15 protein-coding genes are annotated in these 17,000 nt (G+C 39.8%); 8 read left to right on the top strand and 7 right to left on the bottom strand.

Annotated elements, in window-relative coordinates; all coding sequences use genetic code 11:
- Positions 1 to 312: 312 nt before the first annotated feature.
- Both BQ5338_RS13710 and BQ5338_RS13705 read left to right on the top strand, forming a co-directional pair.
- Complete coding sequence (locus BQ5338_RS13710) at positions 313 to 2,445, top strand: cation:proton antiporter domain-containing protein (RefSeq protein ID WP_071147380.1); 2,133 nt, start codon at positions 313 to 315, stop codon at positions 2,443 to 2,445.
- A 22-nt stretch (positions 2,446 to 2,467) separates the two neighbouring features.
- A complete protein-coding gene (locus BQ5338_RS13705; protein WP_071147379.1) occupies positions 2,468 to 3,118 on the top strand; it encodes an ABC transporter ATP-binding protein in 651 nt (216 codons plus the stop codon).
- A gap of 92 nt (positions 3,119 to 3,210) precedes the next feature.
- Here BQ5338_RS13705 and BQ5338_RS13700 read toward each other — a convergent pair whose 3' ends face one another.
- Positions 3,211 to 4,113 (bottom strand): ComEA family DNA-binding protein, encoded by a 903-nt coding sequence (locus BQ5338_RS13700; protein ID WP_071147378.1) that lies wholly within the window; start codon positions 4,111 to 4,113, stop codon positions 3,211 to 3,213.
- An 11-nt stretch (positions 4,114 to 4,124) separates the two neighbouring features.
- Positions 4,125 to 5,492, bottom strand: a complete 1,368-nt coding sequence (locus BQ5338_RS13695) for a sodium-dependent transporter (RefSeq protein ID WP_071147377.1) — start codon at positions 5,490 to 5,492, stop codon at positions 4,125 to 4,127.
- Between the two features lie 104 nt (positions 5,493 to 5,596).
- Here BQ5338_RS13695 and BQ5338_RS13690 point away from each other — a divergent pair, with 104 nt between their 5' ends.
- Together BQ5338_RS13690 and BQ5338_RS13685 are read left to right on the top strand one after the other, a co-directional pair.
- Complete coding sequence (locus BQ5338_RS13690; protein ID WP_071147376.1) at positions 5,597 to 5,989, top strand: VanZ family protein; 393 nt, start codon at positions 5,597 to 5,599, stop codon at positions 5,987 to 5,989.
- A 33-nt stretch (positions 5,990 to 6,022) separates the two neighbouring features.
- Complete coding sequence (locus tag BQ5338_RS13685) at positions 6,023 to 7,495, top strand: S41 family peptidase (RefSeq protein ID WP_071147375.1); 1,473 nt, start codon at positions 6,023 to 6,025, stop codon at positions 7,493 to 7,495.
- A gap of 63 nt (positions 7,496 to 7,558) precedes the next feature.
- Here the strand turns inward: BQ5338_RS13685 and BQ5338_RS13680 are convergent, their stop codons facing one another.
- Positions 7,559 to 8,857: a UDP-N-acetylmuramoyl-tripeptide--D-alanyl-D-alanine ligase gene (locus tag BQ5338_RS13680; RefSeq protein WP_071147374.1), complete on the bottom strand. Its 1,299-nt coding sequence runs from the start codon at positions 8,855 to 8,857 to the stop codon at positions 7,559 to 7,561.
- 127 nt (positions 8,858 to 8,984) lie between these two features.
- Between BQ5338_RS13680 and folP the strand changes: the two genes are divergently transcribed.
- Genes folP through BQ5338_RS13660 form a run of 4 tightly spaced genes read left to right on the top strand, consistent with a single transcriptional unit; the run spans position 8,985 to position 13,552 of the window.
- Entirely contained in the window at positions 8,985 to 9,839 is an 855-nt protein-coding gene (folP, locus tag BQ5338_RS13675) for a dihydropteroate synthase (protein ID WP_071147373.1), read from the top strand.
- A 34-nt stretch (positions 9,840 to 9,873) separates the two neighbouring features.
- Positions 9,874 to 10,638 (top strand): diadenylate cyclase CdaA, encoded by a 765-nt coding sequence (cdaA, locus tag BQ5338_RS13670; protein ID WP_071147372.1) that lies wholly within the window; start codon positions 9,874 to 9,876, stop codon positions 10,636 to 10,638.
- A gap of 43 nt (positions 10,639 to 10,681) precedes the next feature.
- Complete coding sequence (locus BQ5338_RS13665; RefSeq protein WP_071147371.1) at positions 10,682 to 12,205, top strand: TldD/PmbA family protein; 1,524 nt, start codon at positions 10,682 to 10,684, stop codon at positions 12,203 to 12,205.
- Positions 12,206 to 12,232: 27 nt separating this feature from the next.
- Positions 12,233 to 13,552 (top strand): TldD/PmbA family protein, encoded by a 1,320-nt coding sequence (locus BQ5338_RS13660; RefSeq protein WP_071147370.1) that lies wholly within the window; start codon positions 12,233 to 12,235, stop codon positions 13,550 to 13,552.
- Positions 13,553 to 13,692: 140 nt separating this feature from the next.
- On the opposite strand, the gene BQ5338_RS13655 is transcribed toward BQ5338_RS13660, so the two are convergent.
- From BQ5338_RS13655 to BQ5338_RS13640, 4 genes are read right to left on the bottom strand one after another with little or no spacing between them, the layout of a single operon-like run.
- Positions 13,693 to 14,709 carry a GNAT family N-acetyltransferase gene (locus tag BQ5338_RS13655; protein ID WP_071147369.1) on the bottom strand — a complete coding sequence of 339 codons (1,017 nt, stop codon included), beginning with the start codon at positions 14,707 to 14,709 and terminating at the stop codon, positions 13,693 to 13,695.
- Positions 14,710 to 14,749: 40 nt separating this feature from the next.
- Complete coding sequence (locus tag BQ5338_RS13650) at positions 14,750 to 15,646, bottom strand: DUF2156 domain-containing protein (RefSeq protein ID WP_071147886.1); 897 nt, start codon at positions 15,644 to 15,646, stop codon at positions 14,750 to 14,752.
- 55 nt (positions 15,647 to 15,701) lie between these two features.
- Positions 15,702 to 16,397 (bottom strand): LrgB family protein, encoded by a 696-nt coding sequence (locus BQ5338_RS13645; protein WP_071147885.1) that lies wholly within the window; start codon positions 16,395 to 16,397, stop codon positions 15,702 to 15,704.
- Complete coding sequence (locus tag BQ5338_RS13640; RefSeq protein WP_071147368.1) at positions 16,394 to 16,732, bottom strand: CidA/LrgA family protein; 339 nt, start codon at positions 16,730 to 16,732, stop codon at positions 16,394 to 16,396. The genes BQ5338_RS13645 and BQ5338_RS13640 overlap by 4 nt, the downstream gene beginning before the upstream one ends.
- Between the last annotated feature and the right edge of the window lie 268 nt (positions 16,733 to 17,000).

Genomic DNA, 17,000 nt, shown 5'->3' with positions numbered 1-17,000 from the left:
TAATTTTGTTCCTATCCAATCTACTCTTTGTGAATAGGTAATTGGCTACAAAATTATAACATTCCATCAGATTATAAGCTATGATAAGCAGAGATTTATTATTTTTGGGTCTTCTTTTCTTGTGAAATGGTTCTATTTATGGATAAATGCTTATTTTATTGAATATTTATCCATAAGGAGATGTTCTATTGTTTATGCATTGTTTTTTTAAGTCATTAAATAATAAATATCCAATTACTTTCTTCGTCTTATTGCATTGTCTTTGTGATATCTTTTTTGTTCTTTTGCAGAAGAATATAAAAACGGAAAACAATGAAGTGGTTAGACTTTAATTTTGAGCTTCCTATCACGGACCCTACGTGGGTGTTTCTTATAGTGCTTACAATTATTCTCTTCGCACCGATATTGCTTGGTCGGTTGAAGATTCCTCATATTATCGGTATGATTTTGGCTGGTATAGCTATTGGTGAGCATGGATTTAATATCCTTGTGCGCGATAGCAGTTTTGAGCTTTTCGGTAAGGTGGGACTTTACTATATTATGTTCCTTGCCGGATTGGAGATGGATATGGAGGATTTTAAGAAGAACCGAGTGAAGGGGGTTGTTTTTGGAATATATACTTTCCTTATTCCTATGATTTTGGGTGTTTGGAGTAGTATTTATTTCTTAGGATACAATGTTACTACCGCAGTTCTTTTGGCAAGTATGTATGCATCTCATACGCTGATAGCTTATCCTATTATTAGCCGATATGGCTTGTCGCGTCTTCGCAGTGTAAGTATCACTATTGGCGGTACGGCAATTACTGTTGTTTTGGCACTCTTGATACTGGCTGTTATTGCGGGAGGTTACAAGGGGACTGTGGACGGATTCTTTTGGTTGTCGCTTACTGTGAAAGTGCTGCTTGTCGGCTTTTTTATAATTTATTTCTTTCCTCGCATCAGTCGCTGGTTCTTCCGTAAATACGAAGATAACATCGTGCAGTTTATTTTTGTTTTGACCATGATGTTCTTGGGTGGTGGATTACTTGAGGTAGCTGGACTTGAAGGGATTTTGGGTGCATTTATGGTTGGGCTGGTGCTGAATCGATTGGTTCCTCATGTATCTCCTTTGATGAATAGACTTGAGTTTGTGGGCAATGCATTGTTTATTCCCTATTTTCTGATTGGAGTGGGAATGATTATTGATGTTCGTACATTTTTCTTTGGAGGTGAAGCTTTGAAGGTAGCTCTTGTGATGACTCTCGTTGCGACTATTAGTAAATGGCTTGCGGCTTGGCTGACTCAAAAAACCTTCAAGATGCATGCTAATGAGCGCGCCATGATGTTTGGCTTAAGTAATGCGCAAGCTGCAGCTACACTTGCAGCTGTGTTGATCGGAAATAAAATAGAAATATCTCCCGGAGTGCCTTTACTCAACAATGATGTATTGAACGGAACGGTGATGATGATACTTTTTACTTGTATTATTAGCTCTATTGTAACGGAGCATACTGCTCGGAAGATTGCTTTGGGAGGGGAGTGCGGCATGAGTGAAGAAAGGCCTAAGGAAGAGGAGCACATTTTGATTTCCGTGGCTAATCCTGATACGATTAGAAGCTTGATGAGTATGGCACTATTGATGAAAGCTCCGAAGCGCAAAGATGGAATAATGGCCTTAAATGTGATAAATGATGGGAATGCTTCTGATGCTCTCTTGACGCAAGGAAAGAAAATGCTGGAGCAGACGGCTACGATAGCTGCAGCAGCGGATGTAAGCGTAAATATGATTACTCGATTCGACCAGAATATAGCCTCAGGAATCATACATACTTTGAAAGAATATAATGCTTCTGAGGTGATACTTGGATTGCATCGTAAGGCTACGTTGGTAGATTCTTTTTTTGGTGTTTTAACGGTAAACTTGCTGAAGGGTATGCATCGGCAAGTGATGATTGTAAAGTGTCTGATGCCTGCAAATACATTACGACGCATCATTGTGGCGGTTCCTGCTAAAGCTGAATATGAGGTGGGATTTTTTAAATGGGTAGAGAGGCTCTGTAGGATGGCGGGGCAATTAGGATGTCGATTATGCTTCTTTGCGCATCCCGATACGTTGCCTTACCTAGAAGATTATGTAAGAAAACAGCATAAGGGCGTGAGAGGAGAGTATTCTGAGTTTGCCGAATGGGATGATCTGTTGTTGTTGACTAAAGAGGTTAATTATGATCATCTGTTGGTTATCATCAGTGCTCGTAGGGGTTCAATCTCTTATAACCCTCTATTTGATACCCTTCCGGTGCAGATTAGTAAGTATTTTAATAATAATAGTTTGATGCTTCTGTTTCCCGACCAGTATGGAGATCCCCAAGAAATGGTTTCTTTCTCTGATTTGGGTCGTCCTAATGAATCGCAACAATACGAGAATGTGGGCCGCTGGTTTTATAAATGGTTTAAGAAGAGTTGATGTATAATTTAAATAGGCGAAAGTGATAAAATTAGAAAGAATTACCAAAAGCTTTGGAACTTTGCAAGTACTGAAAGGTATTGATGTAGAGATTGGTAAAGGAGAGATAGTAAGTATTGTTGGTCCCAGTGGTGCTGGTAAAACAACTTTGCTTCAGATTATGGGTACACTTGATGAACCTGATACCGGGCTTGTTTCCATTGATGGAACCATTGTTAGCCGGATGAAGCAGAAAGAATTGTCAGCCTTTCGTAATAGTCACATTGGCTTTGTTTTTCAATTTCATCAATTACTACCCGAGTTTACAGCTATAGAGAATGTGATGATTCCTGCTTTCATCGCTGGTGTATCTACTAAAGATTCGCTGACGAGAGCTTCTGAAATTTTAGATTTCATGGGGCTGAAAGAGCGAGCTTCACACAAACCGAATGAGCTTTCGGGAGGAGAAAAGCAACGGGTGGCAGTGGCTCGTGCGTTGATCAATAATCCTGCAGTGATTTTAGCAGATGAGCCGTCGGGCAGTTTGGATACACGTAATAAAGAAGAGCTACACCAATTGTTCTTTGACTTGCGTAATAAGTTTGGGCAAACGTTTGTTATTGTGACTCATGATGAAGCTTTGGCTCAGATTACTGATCGTACGGTGCACATGATTGATGGAATTATTCAATGAAAAGCGGTAAATGGCTTTAATAATCAATGAATCTACTCTTGACAAGAATACGTTGGATTATTGTTTGAAATGCTCTTTTTGTACGGAGCAATTTATTCAAAACGAATATAATGGCTGATGCGTTCGAAATCTTTTTGAGTGAATTCACTATAGAGTACCAATTGTTTCAAGCTTTTTAACGGGCCGTATTTCTCTCGTTGTTCCACAATGACTTTTGCCTGATAGAAGTTTAGGTATGGATGTGCTTTCAGGCGTTCTATGCTTGCCCTGTTCAGGTTTATCCGACGGGTTTGTTCGTTCCCTATACGAAACCAAGGCCTGACTTTCTCCACATTCAGATTAATTTCATTTAATTGCTCTATTCGGTAAAATCCGCCAAGCCGTTTCCTATAACTCACAATCATTCGGGCAATGCCTCCTCCAATGCCGGGAATCTTTTTCAGTTCCGTGGTATCACTAAGATTAAGATCGATAACGGTCCCTGTTGCATACTTAATTACTTTGAGAGAATCAGGAAAATTTCGTTTGATTAATATTCCGGTGGTATCTTTCTTCTGGAATGTATCACTTACATATATATAAGGTAGGAGGGAGGTGTATTGTTTTTCTGTGAGGCCATATACTTTTTTAAACTCTTCGGGTTTGCGAAACTTTCCACCTTTAGCTCGATAGCGCATGATGTTGTGTGCCATCCATGGCTGCAATCCTAAGCTAACAAACGTGGCGGAGTCGGCCATATTAGGGTCAAAGGGGGCTAGGCGAATTTCATGTCGCTGATCGTGAGCATACGCGTAAAACGTTCTGTAGTCTCTTTTCTTTAGCGAATGAATGAAATCGGCATACTCTTTCTTGAAATTGTCTTTTGTGGCCGCTTTTTCTTTGTGATCAGAAAGAGTTAGAGTTAACGTGCATATCACAACAATTGCGATGCACACAATGAGTATAATAATTCCCTGGCGTTCGTGCCCTGAGAAGTAGAAAAAATCCTTCCACATGTTGTTTGGTCCTATCTCAGTAGTCCGAGCTCATTTATGAAGATGAACGATATGGCTATTGGAGCGATGAATTTAAGTATAAAGATGAATAACTTATAGGCAGGCATTCGTAGCGAACCGCTATTACTAACCTCTTCCCATACAATTTTTTTGTCGAGGTACCACCCAGTGAATACAGAGATAAATAATCCTCCGATTGGAAGCATGATCTTAGCTGTCACAAAGTCGAAGAGGTCAAATAGTCCCAATCCAAAAAGCGTATAGCCTTTTGCTACTCCGAGGGAGAGTGAGCAAAAAATGCCAAAGAAGATGCAAGAACCTGTCACGATTCTTGCTGCCTTGCCACGGGTAAAGTGAAACTCTTCATGCAGATAGGCCGTGACCACTTCATGTAATGATATGGTAGAGGTAAGTGCGGCTACGGCAAGGAGTACATAGAACAGAACAGAGAAGAGATAAGCTAGTGCCGGTATGCCACTAAACGCTTGTTGAAAGACATTCGGTAGCGTGATAAAGATTAGACTTGGTCCGGCGTCAGGTTGTATGCCAACAGAGAAAGCTGCCGGGAAAATAATGAATCCAGCAAGTATCGCTATAATGGTATCAATAATGCCTACGCTAAAAGCAGTTTTCGTTAAGTTGGTATCTTTGCTGAAGTAAGACGCATAAGTGCATAAACAACCCATGCCCAGACTGAGAGAAAAGAATGCCTGTCCCATAGCCCCGAGAAACACACTGCTGTCTACCTTGTTAAAATCAGGTTTTAGGAGAAATTCAATCCCTCTTTTTGCTCCCGGAAGGGTAACGGAGCAAGCTACTAATATTAAAAGGAGTATGAATAGCATTGGCATCATTATTTTTGAGGATTTCTCAATGCCTTTTTCGACACCTTTTACTATAATAAAGTGAGTGGCTAGTAGAAATACGGTGAGCCAAAGGATTGGCCTCCAAGGGTTGGTAGAGAAGCTTTGAAAAGAAACGACAAAATCATTGGGTGATTTACCGGCAAAGCTGTTGCTTACAGCTTCCGTAATGTACTCAAGTGTCCATCCGGCCACGACAGAATAATAACTAAGAATCAACAGACCCGCCAAAACACCCATGCGCCCTATCCATCGCCAATGAGTTCCCGGAGCCAGTATTTGGAATGCACCTGCTGTATTAGCACGTGAATGTCTGCCGATAAGAAACTCGGCTATCATAATAGGGAGGCCTAAGAGGATGATACATCCTAAATAAATCAATATAAAAGCAGCACCTCCATGATTCCCTGTTTCATAAGGGAATCTCCATATATTGCCCAACCCTACTGCCGATCCCGCAGAAGCAAGTATTACGCCCATTTTGCTCCCGAAGTTGGCTCTGTCTTTCTTCATCATTGTATGTCTTTTGTCTTGCTATTTTGATATTATACTGCTCAAATTGCTGCAAATATAGAAAATGTTTCTTACTTTTGTATTCTATAATACAATAAACTTAGTCTATGTTTCGTTATATAAAAAGATATCCCGTATCACTTACTATTATCTTGATAGTGATTTATTTGTCCTTTTTTAAGCCCCCTTCTACCGAACTTAGTAAGATCCCTAATTTCGATAAGATAGTGCATTTCTGTATGTACTTTGGCATGTCGGGCATGTTGTGGCTTGAGTTTTTACGCTCTCACCGAAAAGTTGCTTCTCCAATGTGGCATGGATGGCTGGGCGCTCTTCTTTGTCCTGTGCTGTTTAGCGGATGTGTGGAGCTACTTCAAGCTTATTGTACTACTTATCGTGGAGGCGATTGGTTTGATTTTGCGGCTAACTCAACAGGAGCCGTACTGGCTAGTCTGGTAGCATATTACATTGTTCGTCCGCGGATGCTACAGAAGAAATGAACTGCTTGGTAACTAAACTAATAATTGAAAAATATGAAAAAAAAACAATGGAGATTACTTGCTATATTTTCTGTTCTGGCAAGCATTATGTTTTTAAGTAGCTGTAATGATGACGATGATCCCGTAGATGATGAAGGTGCTGTTCCCGCAGCGACACAAAAGGTCAACCAATTCGCACTCGATGTATTGCAAGATGTTTATTTATGGAGTTCTGAGATTCCAACAGTTGATGTCAGTACGGAAACCGATCCAATTGCTATGGTAAAAAGGATTAGAAATTCCGCTGACCATTGGACTACTCTGACAGATGACGTTGCTGGTCTGAATGATAATTTTGCAGGTGAAGGTACTTCCTTTGGTTATTCGCTTGGCGTATATCTCTTTAGTAACTCTGAAACGGATTGTTATGCTGTTGTTCAGTTTGTCTATCCCGGTACTCCTGCAGAGAAGGCCGGATTGAAACGAGGTGATATCATTCAACTGATGAATGGTACTAATATTACCACAAGCAATTATACCAATCTCTTCTATTCTCCTACTATTGATCTTGGTATGGCTAATTTAAGTGACACTAGTATTAGGCCTAATGGTATAACAGTCTCTCTTACTGCAGTGGATATGTATCAAGATCCAGTCAATGTATATAAGGTAATAGATGCAGGTACACATAAGATTGGTTATTTGTTTTATACGGATTATGTTTTGAAATCACACGCTAAATTACTGGAGGTATTTAACTCTTTTAAAGCTGAAGGGGTGACTGATGTGGTACTTGACTTACGTTATAACGGAGGAGGATACTCGCTTACGGCTCAGTTATTAAGTAGCATTCTGGCGCCAAACAATATAGTCGCTTCTGGAGATCAAATTTATTTGCAACAAACGTGGAACGATGCTTATTCTAAGTATTGGAAATCGCAAGGAGAAGATTTGAACGAATATTATAAGTATAATTTTAGCTATGAGAATGAGGAAGGAGTAAATGAATCTCTTTCTGTTCAAGATGCTAACTTGAATGGACTTAATCTGTACGTATTGGTTTCAGGTGGCACTGCTTCAGCTTCTGAAGCTACCATTACAGGGCTTTCACCCTATATGTCTGTAAAAACCATTGGTGAGCAGACTGCCGGTAAATATTGTGGTGGCATTGTCTTTACGCCAGATATGATCTATAAAAGTCCGGACAAGGCTCTTGACAACTGGGGGATATATGCAATGGTTTATCGATATTCCGATAAGAATGGGAATACACCGTGTATGCCTGATGGTTTTAAGCCAACATATGAAGTCGTAGATAACTTTTTTGATGGTTACTCGATGGGTGATGAAGCTGAACCTCTTTTGGCCAAAGCTCTGGAGGTGATTACCGGTAATATCTCTGCTTCTGCGAAAAAAACAAGAGCTCTCTCTTTTACTCCGAGGGCATTAAGTGGTGCTGTGAACCGTGCAGGAGCATTGGCTGGAAAAATGATAGAACTGCCTAGACGCTTTGAATTTAACAAATAAATCCAGAAAAAATAAAGGCTAACCCAACTTTACATAAGTTACAGTTAGCCTTTATTTTGTGTGTTATAGATAGTTGACTACTTTACTCAATTTTGTTCCGTTAGATCCTTTCACCAAGATGGTACATCCTTTGGGTTTGTTATCTTGAAATGTTTTAATCACTTCGTCTACATTATCATAAACCTTGTAAGAGTGCTTTGTCGCAGCAAATTGGTCACCAACGAGCATTACTTCTTCAAAATTGCATTCATTGATATAGTCTACTATCTTCTGATGCTCGTTTATGCTATCGGCACCCAATTCTCTCATATCTCCCAGCAGAAGCATTTTGTGTTCCGCTTTCATGTTGTGGAAGTTTTGAAGAGCCGCCATCATACTGGTAGGGTTTGCATTGTATGCATCAATAATGAGAGTGTTGTCTTCAGTCTTTTTTAGTTGCGAACGATTGTTTTGTGGCACATATCCTGTCAAAGCTTTGTCTATCTTCTGAGGTTCCACGCCAAAATATCGTCCAATGGTGACTGCAGCCAATGCGTTTGAAAAGTTATATTCACCGATGAGTTGTGTCTCAACCTTGTGATATTCACCATTGGCACCTGCTTTCCACTCAAAAGCTAGATAAGGCGAGTTTCCTGTAACTTTTCCGTTCACATAAAGAGTGTTATCACTTCCATAGGGAATTAAGTTCACTCCTTTAGCAATATCCATTAGGAACGGATTATCGTGATGAATGAACACGGTAGAATCTCCTTTTTCTCGCAAATAGTCATATAATTCTCCCTTTGTCCTTATCACTCCTTCGAAAGAACCGAAGCCTTCTAGATGTGCTTTACCAACATTGGTGATGATGCCATAGTCGGGTTCGGCAATATGAACCAATGTTTTGATTTCTCCGGGATGATTGGCACCCATTTCAATAACAGCTAAGTCGTGCTCGGAGGTAAGTTGCAGCAGAGTTAGCGGTACACCGATGTGATTATTCAGATTGCCTTGGGTATAGAGTACATTGTGCGATTGGAGCAATACGGCTGCAATCAATTCTTTTGTAGTAGTCTTCCCATTTGTTCCGGTGATACCAATAACCTTAGTGGCTAGTCGCCGGCGATGGAAATTGGCCAATTGTTGTAAAGTGGCTAAACAATCATCTACTACAATGAATCGCTTATCTCCCGCAATGGCATATTGTGACTCGTCAATTACTGCGTACGCGCATCCGCCTTTGAGAGCTTGGGCAGCAAAGGCATTACCATTGAAAGACTCGCCCTTAAGGGCAATGAATAGTGAGCCTGCGGGGCAGTGACGGCTGTCTGTTGTTACGCCACAGCAGTTTAGGAAGACTTTGTATAGAGCTGAAATATCCATATCTTTGTTTTTTACAGGGGACAAATATACGTGATATTCTTTTAAGTCGTAACTTTTTTATATATGAATAAGTTTATACGAGAATAATCTGTATTTTTGCAATATTCAATCCCCAAATTCATACATAATGAAGTCATCTTTCCCTAAATATATCAATGTCAATGGGCATTTACTTGATCTGTCTGTTCCTCAGATAATGGGCATTCTTAATGTAACCCCCGATTCGTTTTATGCTGATAGTCGTAAGCAGACAGAAGCGGAAATAGCTACACGTGCTCAACAAATAATTGATGAGGGTGCCTCAATCATTGATATCGGTGCTTATTCTTCACGGCCCAATGCCGAACATATTTCTCAGGAAGAAGAAATGAAACGTTTGCAAACAGGACTTGAAATTATAAATCGCAATCATCCGGACGCAGTGATATCAGTCGATACTTTTCGAGCTGATGTGGCCGAATGGTGTGTGAAAGAATACGGAGTAGCTATTATTAATGACATCGCTGCGGGAGAGATGGACGAACGAATGTTTGAAACTGTGGCAAAGTTGCATGTACCTTATATCATAATGCACATGCAGGGAACTCCTCAAAATATGCAGAAAGCTCCCCACTATAATAATCTGATAAAAGAGGTGTTTCTGTATTTTGCAAGGAAAGTAGAGCAATTAAGAGAATTGGGGATGAATGACATCATTCTTGATCCTGGCTTTGGTTTTGGAAAAACACAGGAACATAACTATGAACTCATGGGATGCCTCGACGATTTCAGGATATTTGAGCTTCCTTTGTTGGTTGGAGTTTCACGCAAGTCGATGATTACTCACTTGTTGAATGTACCTTCGGAAGAAGCATTAAACGGAACAACTGCACTAAACACAATCGCGCTGATGAAAGGTGCTGATATCTTACGTGTACACGATGTAAAGGAGGCGGTAGAAACCGTTAAGATGGTTGAGTACGTGCATTCTTTCGAGAAATAGTAAAGGAGGATACTTTAAATTATAAATAAGAACTATGTTTTTTGAGTTTGGAATAAAAGATTTTATCGACATACTATCTGTTGCTTTATTATTGTATTACACATACAAATTGATGAAGGCATCGGGATCAATTAATGTTTTTACAGGCATTCTAGTTTTTATTCTCATCTGGTTGGTGGTTTCTCAAGTGCTGGAGATGCGCTTGTTGGGTTCCATCTTTGATAAGTTGGTTAGTGTAGGTGTACTTGCCCTGATCGTATTGTTTCAAGATGAGATTCGTCGCTTTTTGCTAACACTGGGTTCGCATCAACGGGCAAGTATACTAGTGCGCTTTCTTACGGGAAACAAGAAAGAGTCTTTAGAACGCGATGATATTATGCCTATTGTGATGGCTTGTATTAGTATGAGTAAGCAAAAAGTAGGGGCACTGATTGTGATGGAACATAACATACCGTTGGATGAGGCTTTGCATTCGGGAGAAATGATTAATGCGGATATTAATCAGAGATTGATTGAAAACATCTTTTTCAAGAATAGTCCGTTGCACGATGGAGCTATGATTATAGGAAAAAAGAAAATAAAGGCAGCGGGATGTATTTTGCCGGTGTCGCATAATCTCGATATACCAAAAGAGCTGGGTTTGCGTCATCGTGCGGCAATGGGTATCTCCCAGCATACAGATGCACATGCCATCATTGTTTCCGAAGAGACCGGATCTATTTCTATCGCATATCGTGGACAATTTTATCTTCGACTTAGTGCTGAAGAGCTAGAAAGTCTACTGACTAAAGATGAATAAAAGTGAACCATAAATAATTGAATAATAGAAAAATAACATTGTTATGGACAGACGTAACTTTTTAAAAACCGGAGGTATGATTATGTTAGGCTCAGTGGCAACACCGTCAATACTGCATGCAAGCTTGAGTGGGCCTCATGATTTGTCGGGTGTTTCTTCTGCTTTGAAACATTTTGGAGTGAGTGAGGAGGATATGAAAAGAGTCCTTTCTGTGGCTCTCGAAAAAGGAGGGGATTATGCTGATCTTTTCTTTGAACATACATTTAATAACTACGTTGGCTTGCAAGACGGAGCTGTAAATCGTTGTAACTCGAACATTGACTTTGGTGTGGGTATCAGAGTACTTGCAGGAGATCAAAGTGGCTATGCTTATGTGGAAAACGTGACGATTGATGAGATGCTAAAAGCTGCTCGGACAGCTGCACGGATTGCTACGAGTGGTAAAGTGAAATCTCCGGTTGATCTTACTGTGAAATCCATTAAGAAGAACTATTATTCTATAAAAACAGCATGGGAAGAGATTATACTGAAAGATAAAATGCCTTTCCTGCAACGTCTCAACGATAGGATTTTTGCTCTCGATAAGCGGGTACACAAAGTATCGGCTTCGCTTACAGATACCACTTCACATATTCTATTCTGCAACTCGGAAGGGGTGATGTATTACGACTATCGACCAATGGTAACTTTTGGTGCTGTTTGCATTATGGAGGAAAATGGAAAGATAGAAAATGGCTATGCGGCTCGTGCTTATCGCATGGGATTTGAGTTTCTGACAGATGATATTGTTGATCTTATTGCGCAGGAAGCAGTAGCGAAAACGTCTATTCTCTTTAAAGCCGTGAAGCCTAAAGGAGGTGAGATGGCTGTTGTGATGGGGGCCGGTGGTTCCGGTATTTTGCTCCATGAGGCTATCGGACATGCCTTCGAGGCTGACTTTAATAGAAAAAATGTATCAATCTTCTCCGGTCAATTGAATAAGAAGGTGTGCAGTGAACATATCAATGTAGTAGATGATGGTACGATTCCTTTTAATAGAGGGTCGGTGAATATAGACGATGAAGGTACTGAAGGGCAAAAGACGTATATTGTGAAAGATGGTGTATTGACAAGTTATTTGCACGACCGTATCAGCGCCAAGCATTACGGCATTGCCTCTACCGGTAACGGACGTCGTGAGTCTTTCCGCAACGCTCCTATTCCCCGGATGCGAGCTACTTACATGGAAGCAGGTAATCTGAAAGAAGAAGAGATCATTGCTTCAGTAAAGAAGGGTATCTTTGTTGATCAATTCACTAATGGGCAGGTACAAATTGGTGCAGGCGACTTTACTTTCTTTGTGAAATCCGGGTATCTGATAGAAGATGGTAAGTTGACGCAACCTATCAAGGATATCAATATTATTGGTAATGGGCCGAAAGCGTTGGCTGATATTACGATGGTAGCTGATAATGATAAAATAGATAATGGTACCTGGACGTGCGGAAAAGACGGACAGTCTTGCCCTGTTACTTGTGGTATGCCTTCTGCATTGGTCAGTAAGCTTACTGTAGGTGGAGAAAATTAATTTGTTAACGGTTAAGAATAATACATTATGATATCAGATAATAATAAGAAACTGGCACAATGGGCGATGGACTTTGCTCAGAAAAACGGTTGTCAGGCTGCGAAAGTAAGTCTTTATTCTGGCTCCAACAGTTCTTTCGAATTGCGTGATACGAAAATAGATAAACTGCAACAAGCTTCTGAAAATAGCCTCAATTTAACTCTTTTTGTTGATGGACGTTATGGCTCTATTTCGACCAATCGGTTGGATAAGAAAGAGTTGGAATCGTTTATTGTCAATGGAATTGAATCTACTCGCTATTTGGCGGAAGATAAATATAGAATGCTTCCTGATAGCTCTCGCTATTATAAGGGCGGAAAACCAGATTTACAACTTTTGGATCCTAAGTTTAATTCTGTACAGCCTGACGATAAAGTCGCTTTGGCAAGAGCCATTGCCGAGGAGGTTTATGGATCGGATCAACGAATCATTTCTGTAGAATCATCCTATAGTGATGGGGTTGATTTTAGATACATGTTAACCAGTAATGGGTTTGAAGGTGAGACGCAAAGTTCTTGGTATTCACTTTCAGCTAGCGTGAGTATGAGAGGCGAGGGTGAAGCTCGTCCTTCTTCTTATTGGTACGAATCTTCGCTTTACTTTGATAAACTGATTAAAGAAGGAATAGGGCACAAAGCTTTGGAGCGTGTGTTGCGTAAGCTTGGGCAAAAGAAAGTAAAATCGGGCAAATACACGATGGTTGTCGATCCGCTTAACTCTAGCCGTTTGGTATCTCCGCTATTACAGGCATTGTATGGCTCTGCACTTCAGCAGAAGAATTCGTTTATGCTTAATAAGTGGGGTGAAAAGGTAGGTGCAGAGAAACTAACATTGATAGATGAACCTCATCTATTGCAGTCGTCTGGTGCCCGTTACTTTGACAATGAAGGGGTTGCCACCCAACGTATGCCCGTCTTTGAAGGAGGCATTTTGAAAACTTATTTTATAGATACCTATAATGCTAAAAAGATGAATGTGGACCCAACAATCAGCCAACCTTCTTTATTGGTGATGGACATGGGAGAGAAAGACCTTGATGGATTGACTGCCGGAGTTGATAGGGGTATCTTGATTACGGGATTCAATGGCGGGAACTGTAATAGTTCTACCGGTGATTTTTCTTATGGCATTGAAGGCTTCTTGATTGAAAATGGTAAGCTAACCATCCCTGTTTCTGAGATGAATGTAACGGGCAATATGATTAGCTTGTGGTCTTCTTTAGTTGAAACAGGTAATGATCCGCGGCTTTCATCTTCTTGGAGAATCCCTTCACTCGTGTTTGACGGAGTTGACTTCAGTGGATTATAAAGAACTAAAAAGGGTTATCTGTGTTGGATAACCCTTTTTAGTTCTTTATAATCAAATTGTATTTGAAAACGCTTTCTGCTTTTTATTCTCAGAGAATTTCTATTGGCTCTATACTTTGGAGAGAGATTTTTGTTCTCTTTTTAGTTGAGCATTAAACTCATATATGGCTGTAGAGGTGCAAATATCTTGAGCGTCAACATCTCAATATTGAGTCGCTGATGAGTACCCGGTAGCCTTTCTCCGCTCTTCATACACTTTCCATTATTCATATAGTAATATCCATTGTTTGCTGCCAATGTATCATCAGTTAGTTCAATATTCATCTCTTCTTGCGGAAAAGTAGCGGCAAAGAGTTGTAATACTTTCTTGGCATCTATAATACGGGCCATGCCTAAATGTAACTTTTCAGCTCCTTTTTTTAAAGGGCGGATAACTGTTATTTCATCGCATTTCCATTGCCGGGCCGCCTCATTTAATAGTGCTTGTTCTGTTTCCGTATTGTCGGCTAGTAATTCGTTAACTTGCAGGGTCTGTTCGTTTGGATAACAAAATGCGACTCCACAAATGTTTTTTCCGCGAGTAGCCGTGAAGATGCTGCCATTTGCTAATTTGAGGTCAGTAAGGATGACTTGAAAGTCTGCCACTGTATGTTGTATGCAGCATGGGCGTTCTTCCATTCTATGAGAAACATAATTGTAGATATCTTCCTTAAAATCAGTAACTGCTTCTATTCTTAATTCTTTCGAATTGAGAGTAAGATCCTTGGTGAAATAGTTCTCTTCTGTATAATTAAAGACAGAAGCATATCCGTTTTTTCTGTAATAATCAAATAGATAATCACTAGCCGGAATTAACGTGCTAAATAAGACTCCTTGGCTTTGCATCTGGGCAAATGCCTGTGAAAGTAACTCACGCATAACCCCTTTTCCCCTATAGTCGGGATGGGTACACGCTCCCGAAATGTATGATGTAGGAACTTCGTTGCTGCAAAAAGTCATTTGGTAAGGTAACATTTGAAGCGCAGAAATTATCTCTTCACCACTTTGGATACAGATGTTGACGTCATTATTATACCGATGAGTGAAATAAAGGTCAGTAAAAGCGTCACTATCATTGAAGCAAAGTTGCCACAAGTTTTTTATTTGTTTCTTTAGCATGTATTAAGTCCTTTTCTGTTTAATTTGTTGTGTTATTTTTCTAATCTGGCTCTAAGCAAGCCACATATTTATCCAAAAGAATGGTCGGCTGATAAGATAGTTTGGCTTTTCTTAATCCTTCTATGCCGAGGTCTTCTTCACGGTTAACGTAGGTGAATTGTTCAGGAATGTGGTTGGCAAATTCATAGTTGATCATAGTATAAGCTCCATCTATACTTGTGTCCGCCTTTTCTACATGCACACCGAACGTCTCTTTGTTAATTGGCATACCAAAAGTAAATGCGACTATTCTATCCTCAACGTAGAGCATTCCCCCCGTAAGGCCTATTTCTTCGAAATGTTGTAGCGCATATATAATTGCTTGTCGCTCGTTCCCTGTACCATCATTCTGCTTGTCACAGTCATTCATCTTACACCATTTGGCTTCAAGGTCGATACATTCCTGAATACTGTCTGGGGTGATTGGTCTGTATTGGTAGCTATATTCTTTTTTGAATTTATTGATATGATTTCTTTTCGATTGAAATTTTTTTCCTTTCAATGTAGCCAAATCACTTCGCAAATAGATATAGTCTGCATAGTTTCTGTCCGCAGTAAACGTGAATCGGCCCGGCATAATGTTTTCGAGTTCGGTACGGACTCCTGAACAGGTTCCCAACATACAGAACGGTTCTCCTTCTTGGCGGGCATCTTCTTCAAGATCCAGTAATACTTTTTTGAGATCTCCTTGACCTACAGGCATCATGTAGGCTAATTTATTGTCGGCGCGAAATTTGAAAACTAAAAAATTATCTACTATCGCAAACTTGGTATTGTATATAAATCTCCAGCTGCATAGATTTGAAAAAGAGAGATCACAGTTTCGTCGGTAACTGTTCATCGTAAAGGAAGTAATGGTAGTCTTGTCTTGTAACGTAATATCATTAAATACTATCATAAAATTCATCTTGTTTTAATTAATCAATATAGATAACAAAAAAAAATCTCTTTTGTTATAGTAGCCCTAAAAGACGCAGAATTGTAGGGGTTAATAGTGCCGTAAAGATGCCATTTAATGTCAACCCCAAACTAGCATAAGCACCATATTTATGGCTTACATCCATCGCTGTTGATGTGCCTACAGCGTGGGCCGCTGTCCCCATTGATAAGCCTTGCGCAATAGGGCTATGCACATTGAGTAAACGTAATACCTTAAATCCTAAAATCGCGCCAAGTAGGCCTACGACTACTACCACTGCAGCTGTTAGTGCGGGTATACCTCCTATCGATTTTGTTACTTCCATGGCAATCGGAGTTGTAACCGATTTTGGAGCGAGTGATAATATAACTACCTGACTTGCGCCCATAAGTTTGGCTATTAGTACTACAGAAACTACTCCTACGATGCAACCAGCCAACTGAGAAAGAAGGATGGGCATTAATTGCTTCTTGATGCTTTCTAACTGGAGGTACAGAGGAACTCCTAATGCGACGACTGCCGGTTTGAGCCAAAATTCAATGAGCTGACCACCTTTATTATAGGTGTCATAACTAATATTGAATGCTTTTAGAAAGATGATAAGGGCAGCAATGGTGAGTAAGATCGGATTTAATAAAATGAATCCGGTTTTTTTTTGTAGGAGTTTGGCTAAGAAATATAGACCAAACGTTATGGCTAAAAGAAAAAAAGTATTCTCTAAGTAACTCATTTGATTTTGCGTATTAATTGATGTACCCATCCTGTGACAAAAAGAACCAGAACAGTACTTACTACAGTTGCCGTAAGAATAGGTAGAATTTCTGCGGTAATAATATCAAAGTAAAGCATTAATGCTACTCCGGGTGGAACAAAGAAAAAGCCAATATTTGCTACTAGAAAATCGGACATACCTTGTACCCATTGCAGCTTGATCCAGCCTAATTTTAAGAATAAGGTAAGTAATAGCATTCCTATAATGCTGGATGGGAGCTTAATTCCTGTGAGAAAAACAATTAATTCACCTAAGGCCAAACAGCCGAACAAAATGGTGCATTGACGTATCATAAATACCTTTTTTGAAAACAGCGCAAAGGTACGAAAATTCATAGACCCAATTTGTTCTTGTCGATAAATCTTGTGCTAGTTTAACCTTTTATCTACTGTGTCATTTACCATCGTACTCAATGCCAGATTGTTTGGCAGTAATGTGCGATAATTAGATTTGTTGTTTTGCTTTAACTTTATTCTCCTCTTTTAATAGGATTTGTATTGCCTAATGTGAAATAGCTCCTTCTCATGGCGTCTGGCTAATGTTAAAGATTATAATAATTGT

Source organism: Bacteroides ihuae, from assembly GCF_900104585.1.
GTDB classification, from domain to species: domain Bacteria; phylum Bacteroidota; class Bacteroidia; order Bacteroidales; family Bacteroidaceae; genus Bacteroides; species Bacteroides ihuae.
Note: the sequence above shows the minus strand (reverse complement) of the source record. Positions and strands in the feature narration are given on the sequence as shown.

What these genes read in the sequence shown, in the direction of transcription:
- BQ5338_RS13695 (WP_071147377.1), bottom strand. Translation starts at nt 5,492, where the DNA reads ATGATGAAGAAAGACAGAGCCAACTTCGGGAGCAAAATGGGCGTAATA.
- folP (WP_071147373.1), top strand. Translation starts at nt 8,985, where the DNA reads ATGAAGTCATCTTTCCCTAAATATATCAATGTCAATGGGCATTTACTT.
- BQ5338_RS13660 (WP_071147370.1), top strand. Translation starts at nt 12,233, where the DNA reads ATGATATCAGATAATAATAAGAAACTGGCACAATGGGCGATGGACTTT.
- BQ5338_RS13685 (WP_071147375.1), top strand. Translation starts at nt 6,023, where the DNA reads ATGAAAAAAAAACAATGGAGATTACTTGCTATATTTTCTGTTCTGGCA.
- BQ5338_RS13645 (WP_071147885.1), bottom strand. Translation starts at nt 16,397, where the DNA reads ATGAGTTACTTAGAGAATACTTTTTTTCTTTTAGCCATAACGTTTGGT.
- cdaA (WP_071147372.1), top strand. Translation starts at nt 9,874, where the DNA reads ATGTTTTTTGAGTTTGGAATAAAAGATTTTATCGACATACTATCTGTT.
- BQ5338_RS13710 (WP_071147380.1), top strand. Translation starts at nt 313, where the DNA reads ATGAAGTGGTTAGACTTTAATTTTGAGCTTCCTATCACGGACCCTACG.
- BQ5338_RS13640 (WP_071147368.1), bottom strand. Translation starts at nt 16,732, where the DNA reads ATGATACGTCAATGCACCATTTTGTTCGGCTGTTTGGCCTTAGGTGAA.
- BQ5338_RS13665 (WP_071147371.1), top strand. Translation starts at nt 10,682, where the DNA reads ATGGACAGACGTAACTTTTTAAAAACCGGAGGTATGATTATGTTAGGC.
- BQ5338_RS13680 (WP_071147374.1), bottom strand. Translation starts at nt 8,857, where the DNA reads ATGGATATTTCAGCTCTATACAAAGTCTTCCTAAACTGCTGTGGCGTA.
- BQ5338_RS13655 (WP_071147369.1), bottom strand. Translation starts at nt 14,709, where the DNA reads ATGCTAAAGAAACAAATAAAAAACTTGTGGCAACTTTGCTTCAATGAT.
- BQ5338_RS13700 (WP_071147378.1), bottom strand. Translation starts at nt 4,113, where the DNA reads ATGTGGAAGGATTTTTTCTACTTCTCAGGGCACGAACGCCAGGGAATT.
- BQ5338_RS13690 (WP_071147376.1), top strand. Translation starts at nt 5,597, where the DNA reads ATGTTTCGTTATATAAAAAGATATCCCGTATCACTTACTATTATCTTG.
- BQ5338_RS13650 (WP_071147886.1), bottom strand. Translation starts at nt 15,646, where the DNA reads ATGATAGTATTTAATGATATTACGTTACAAGACAAGACTACCATTACT.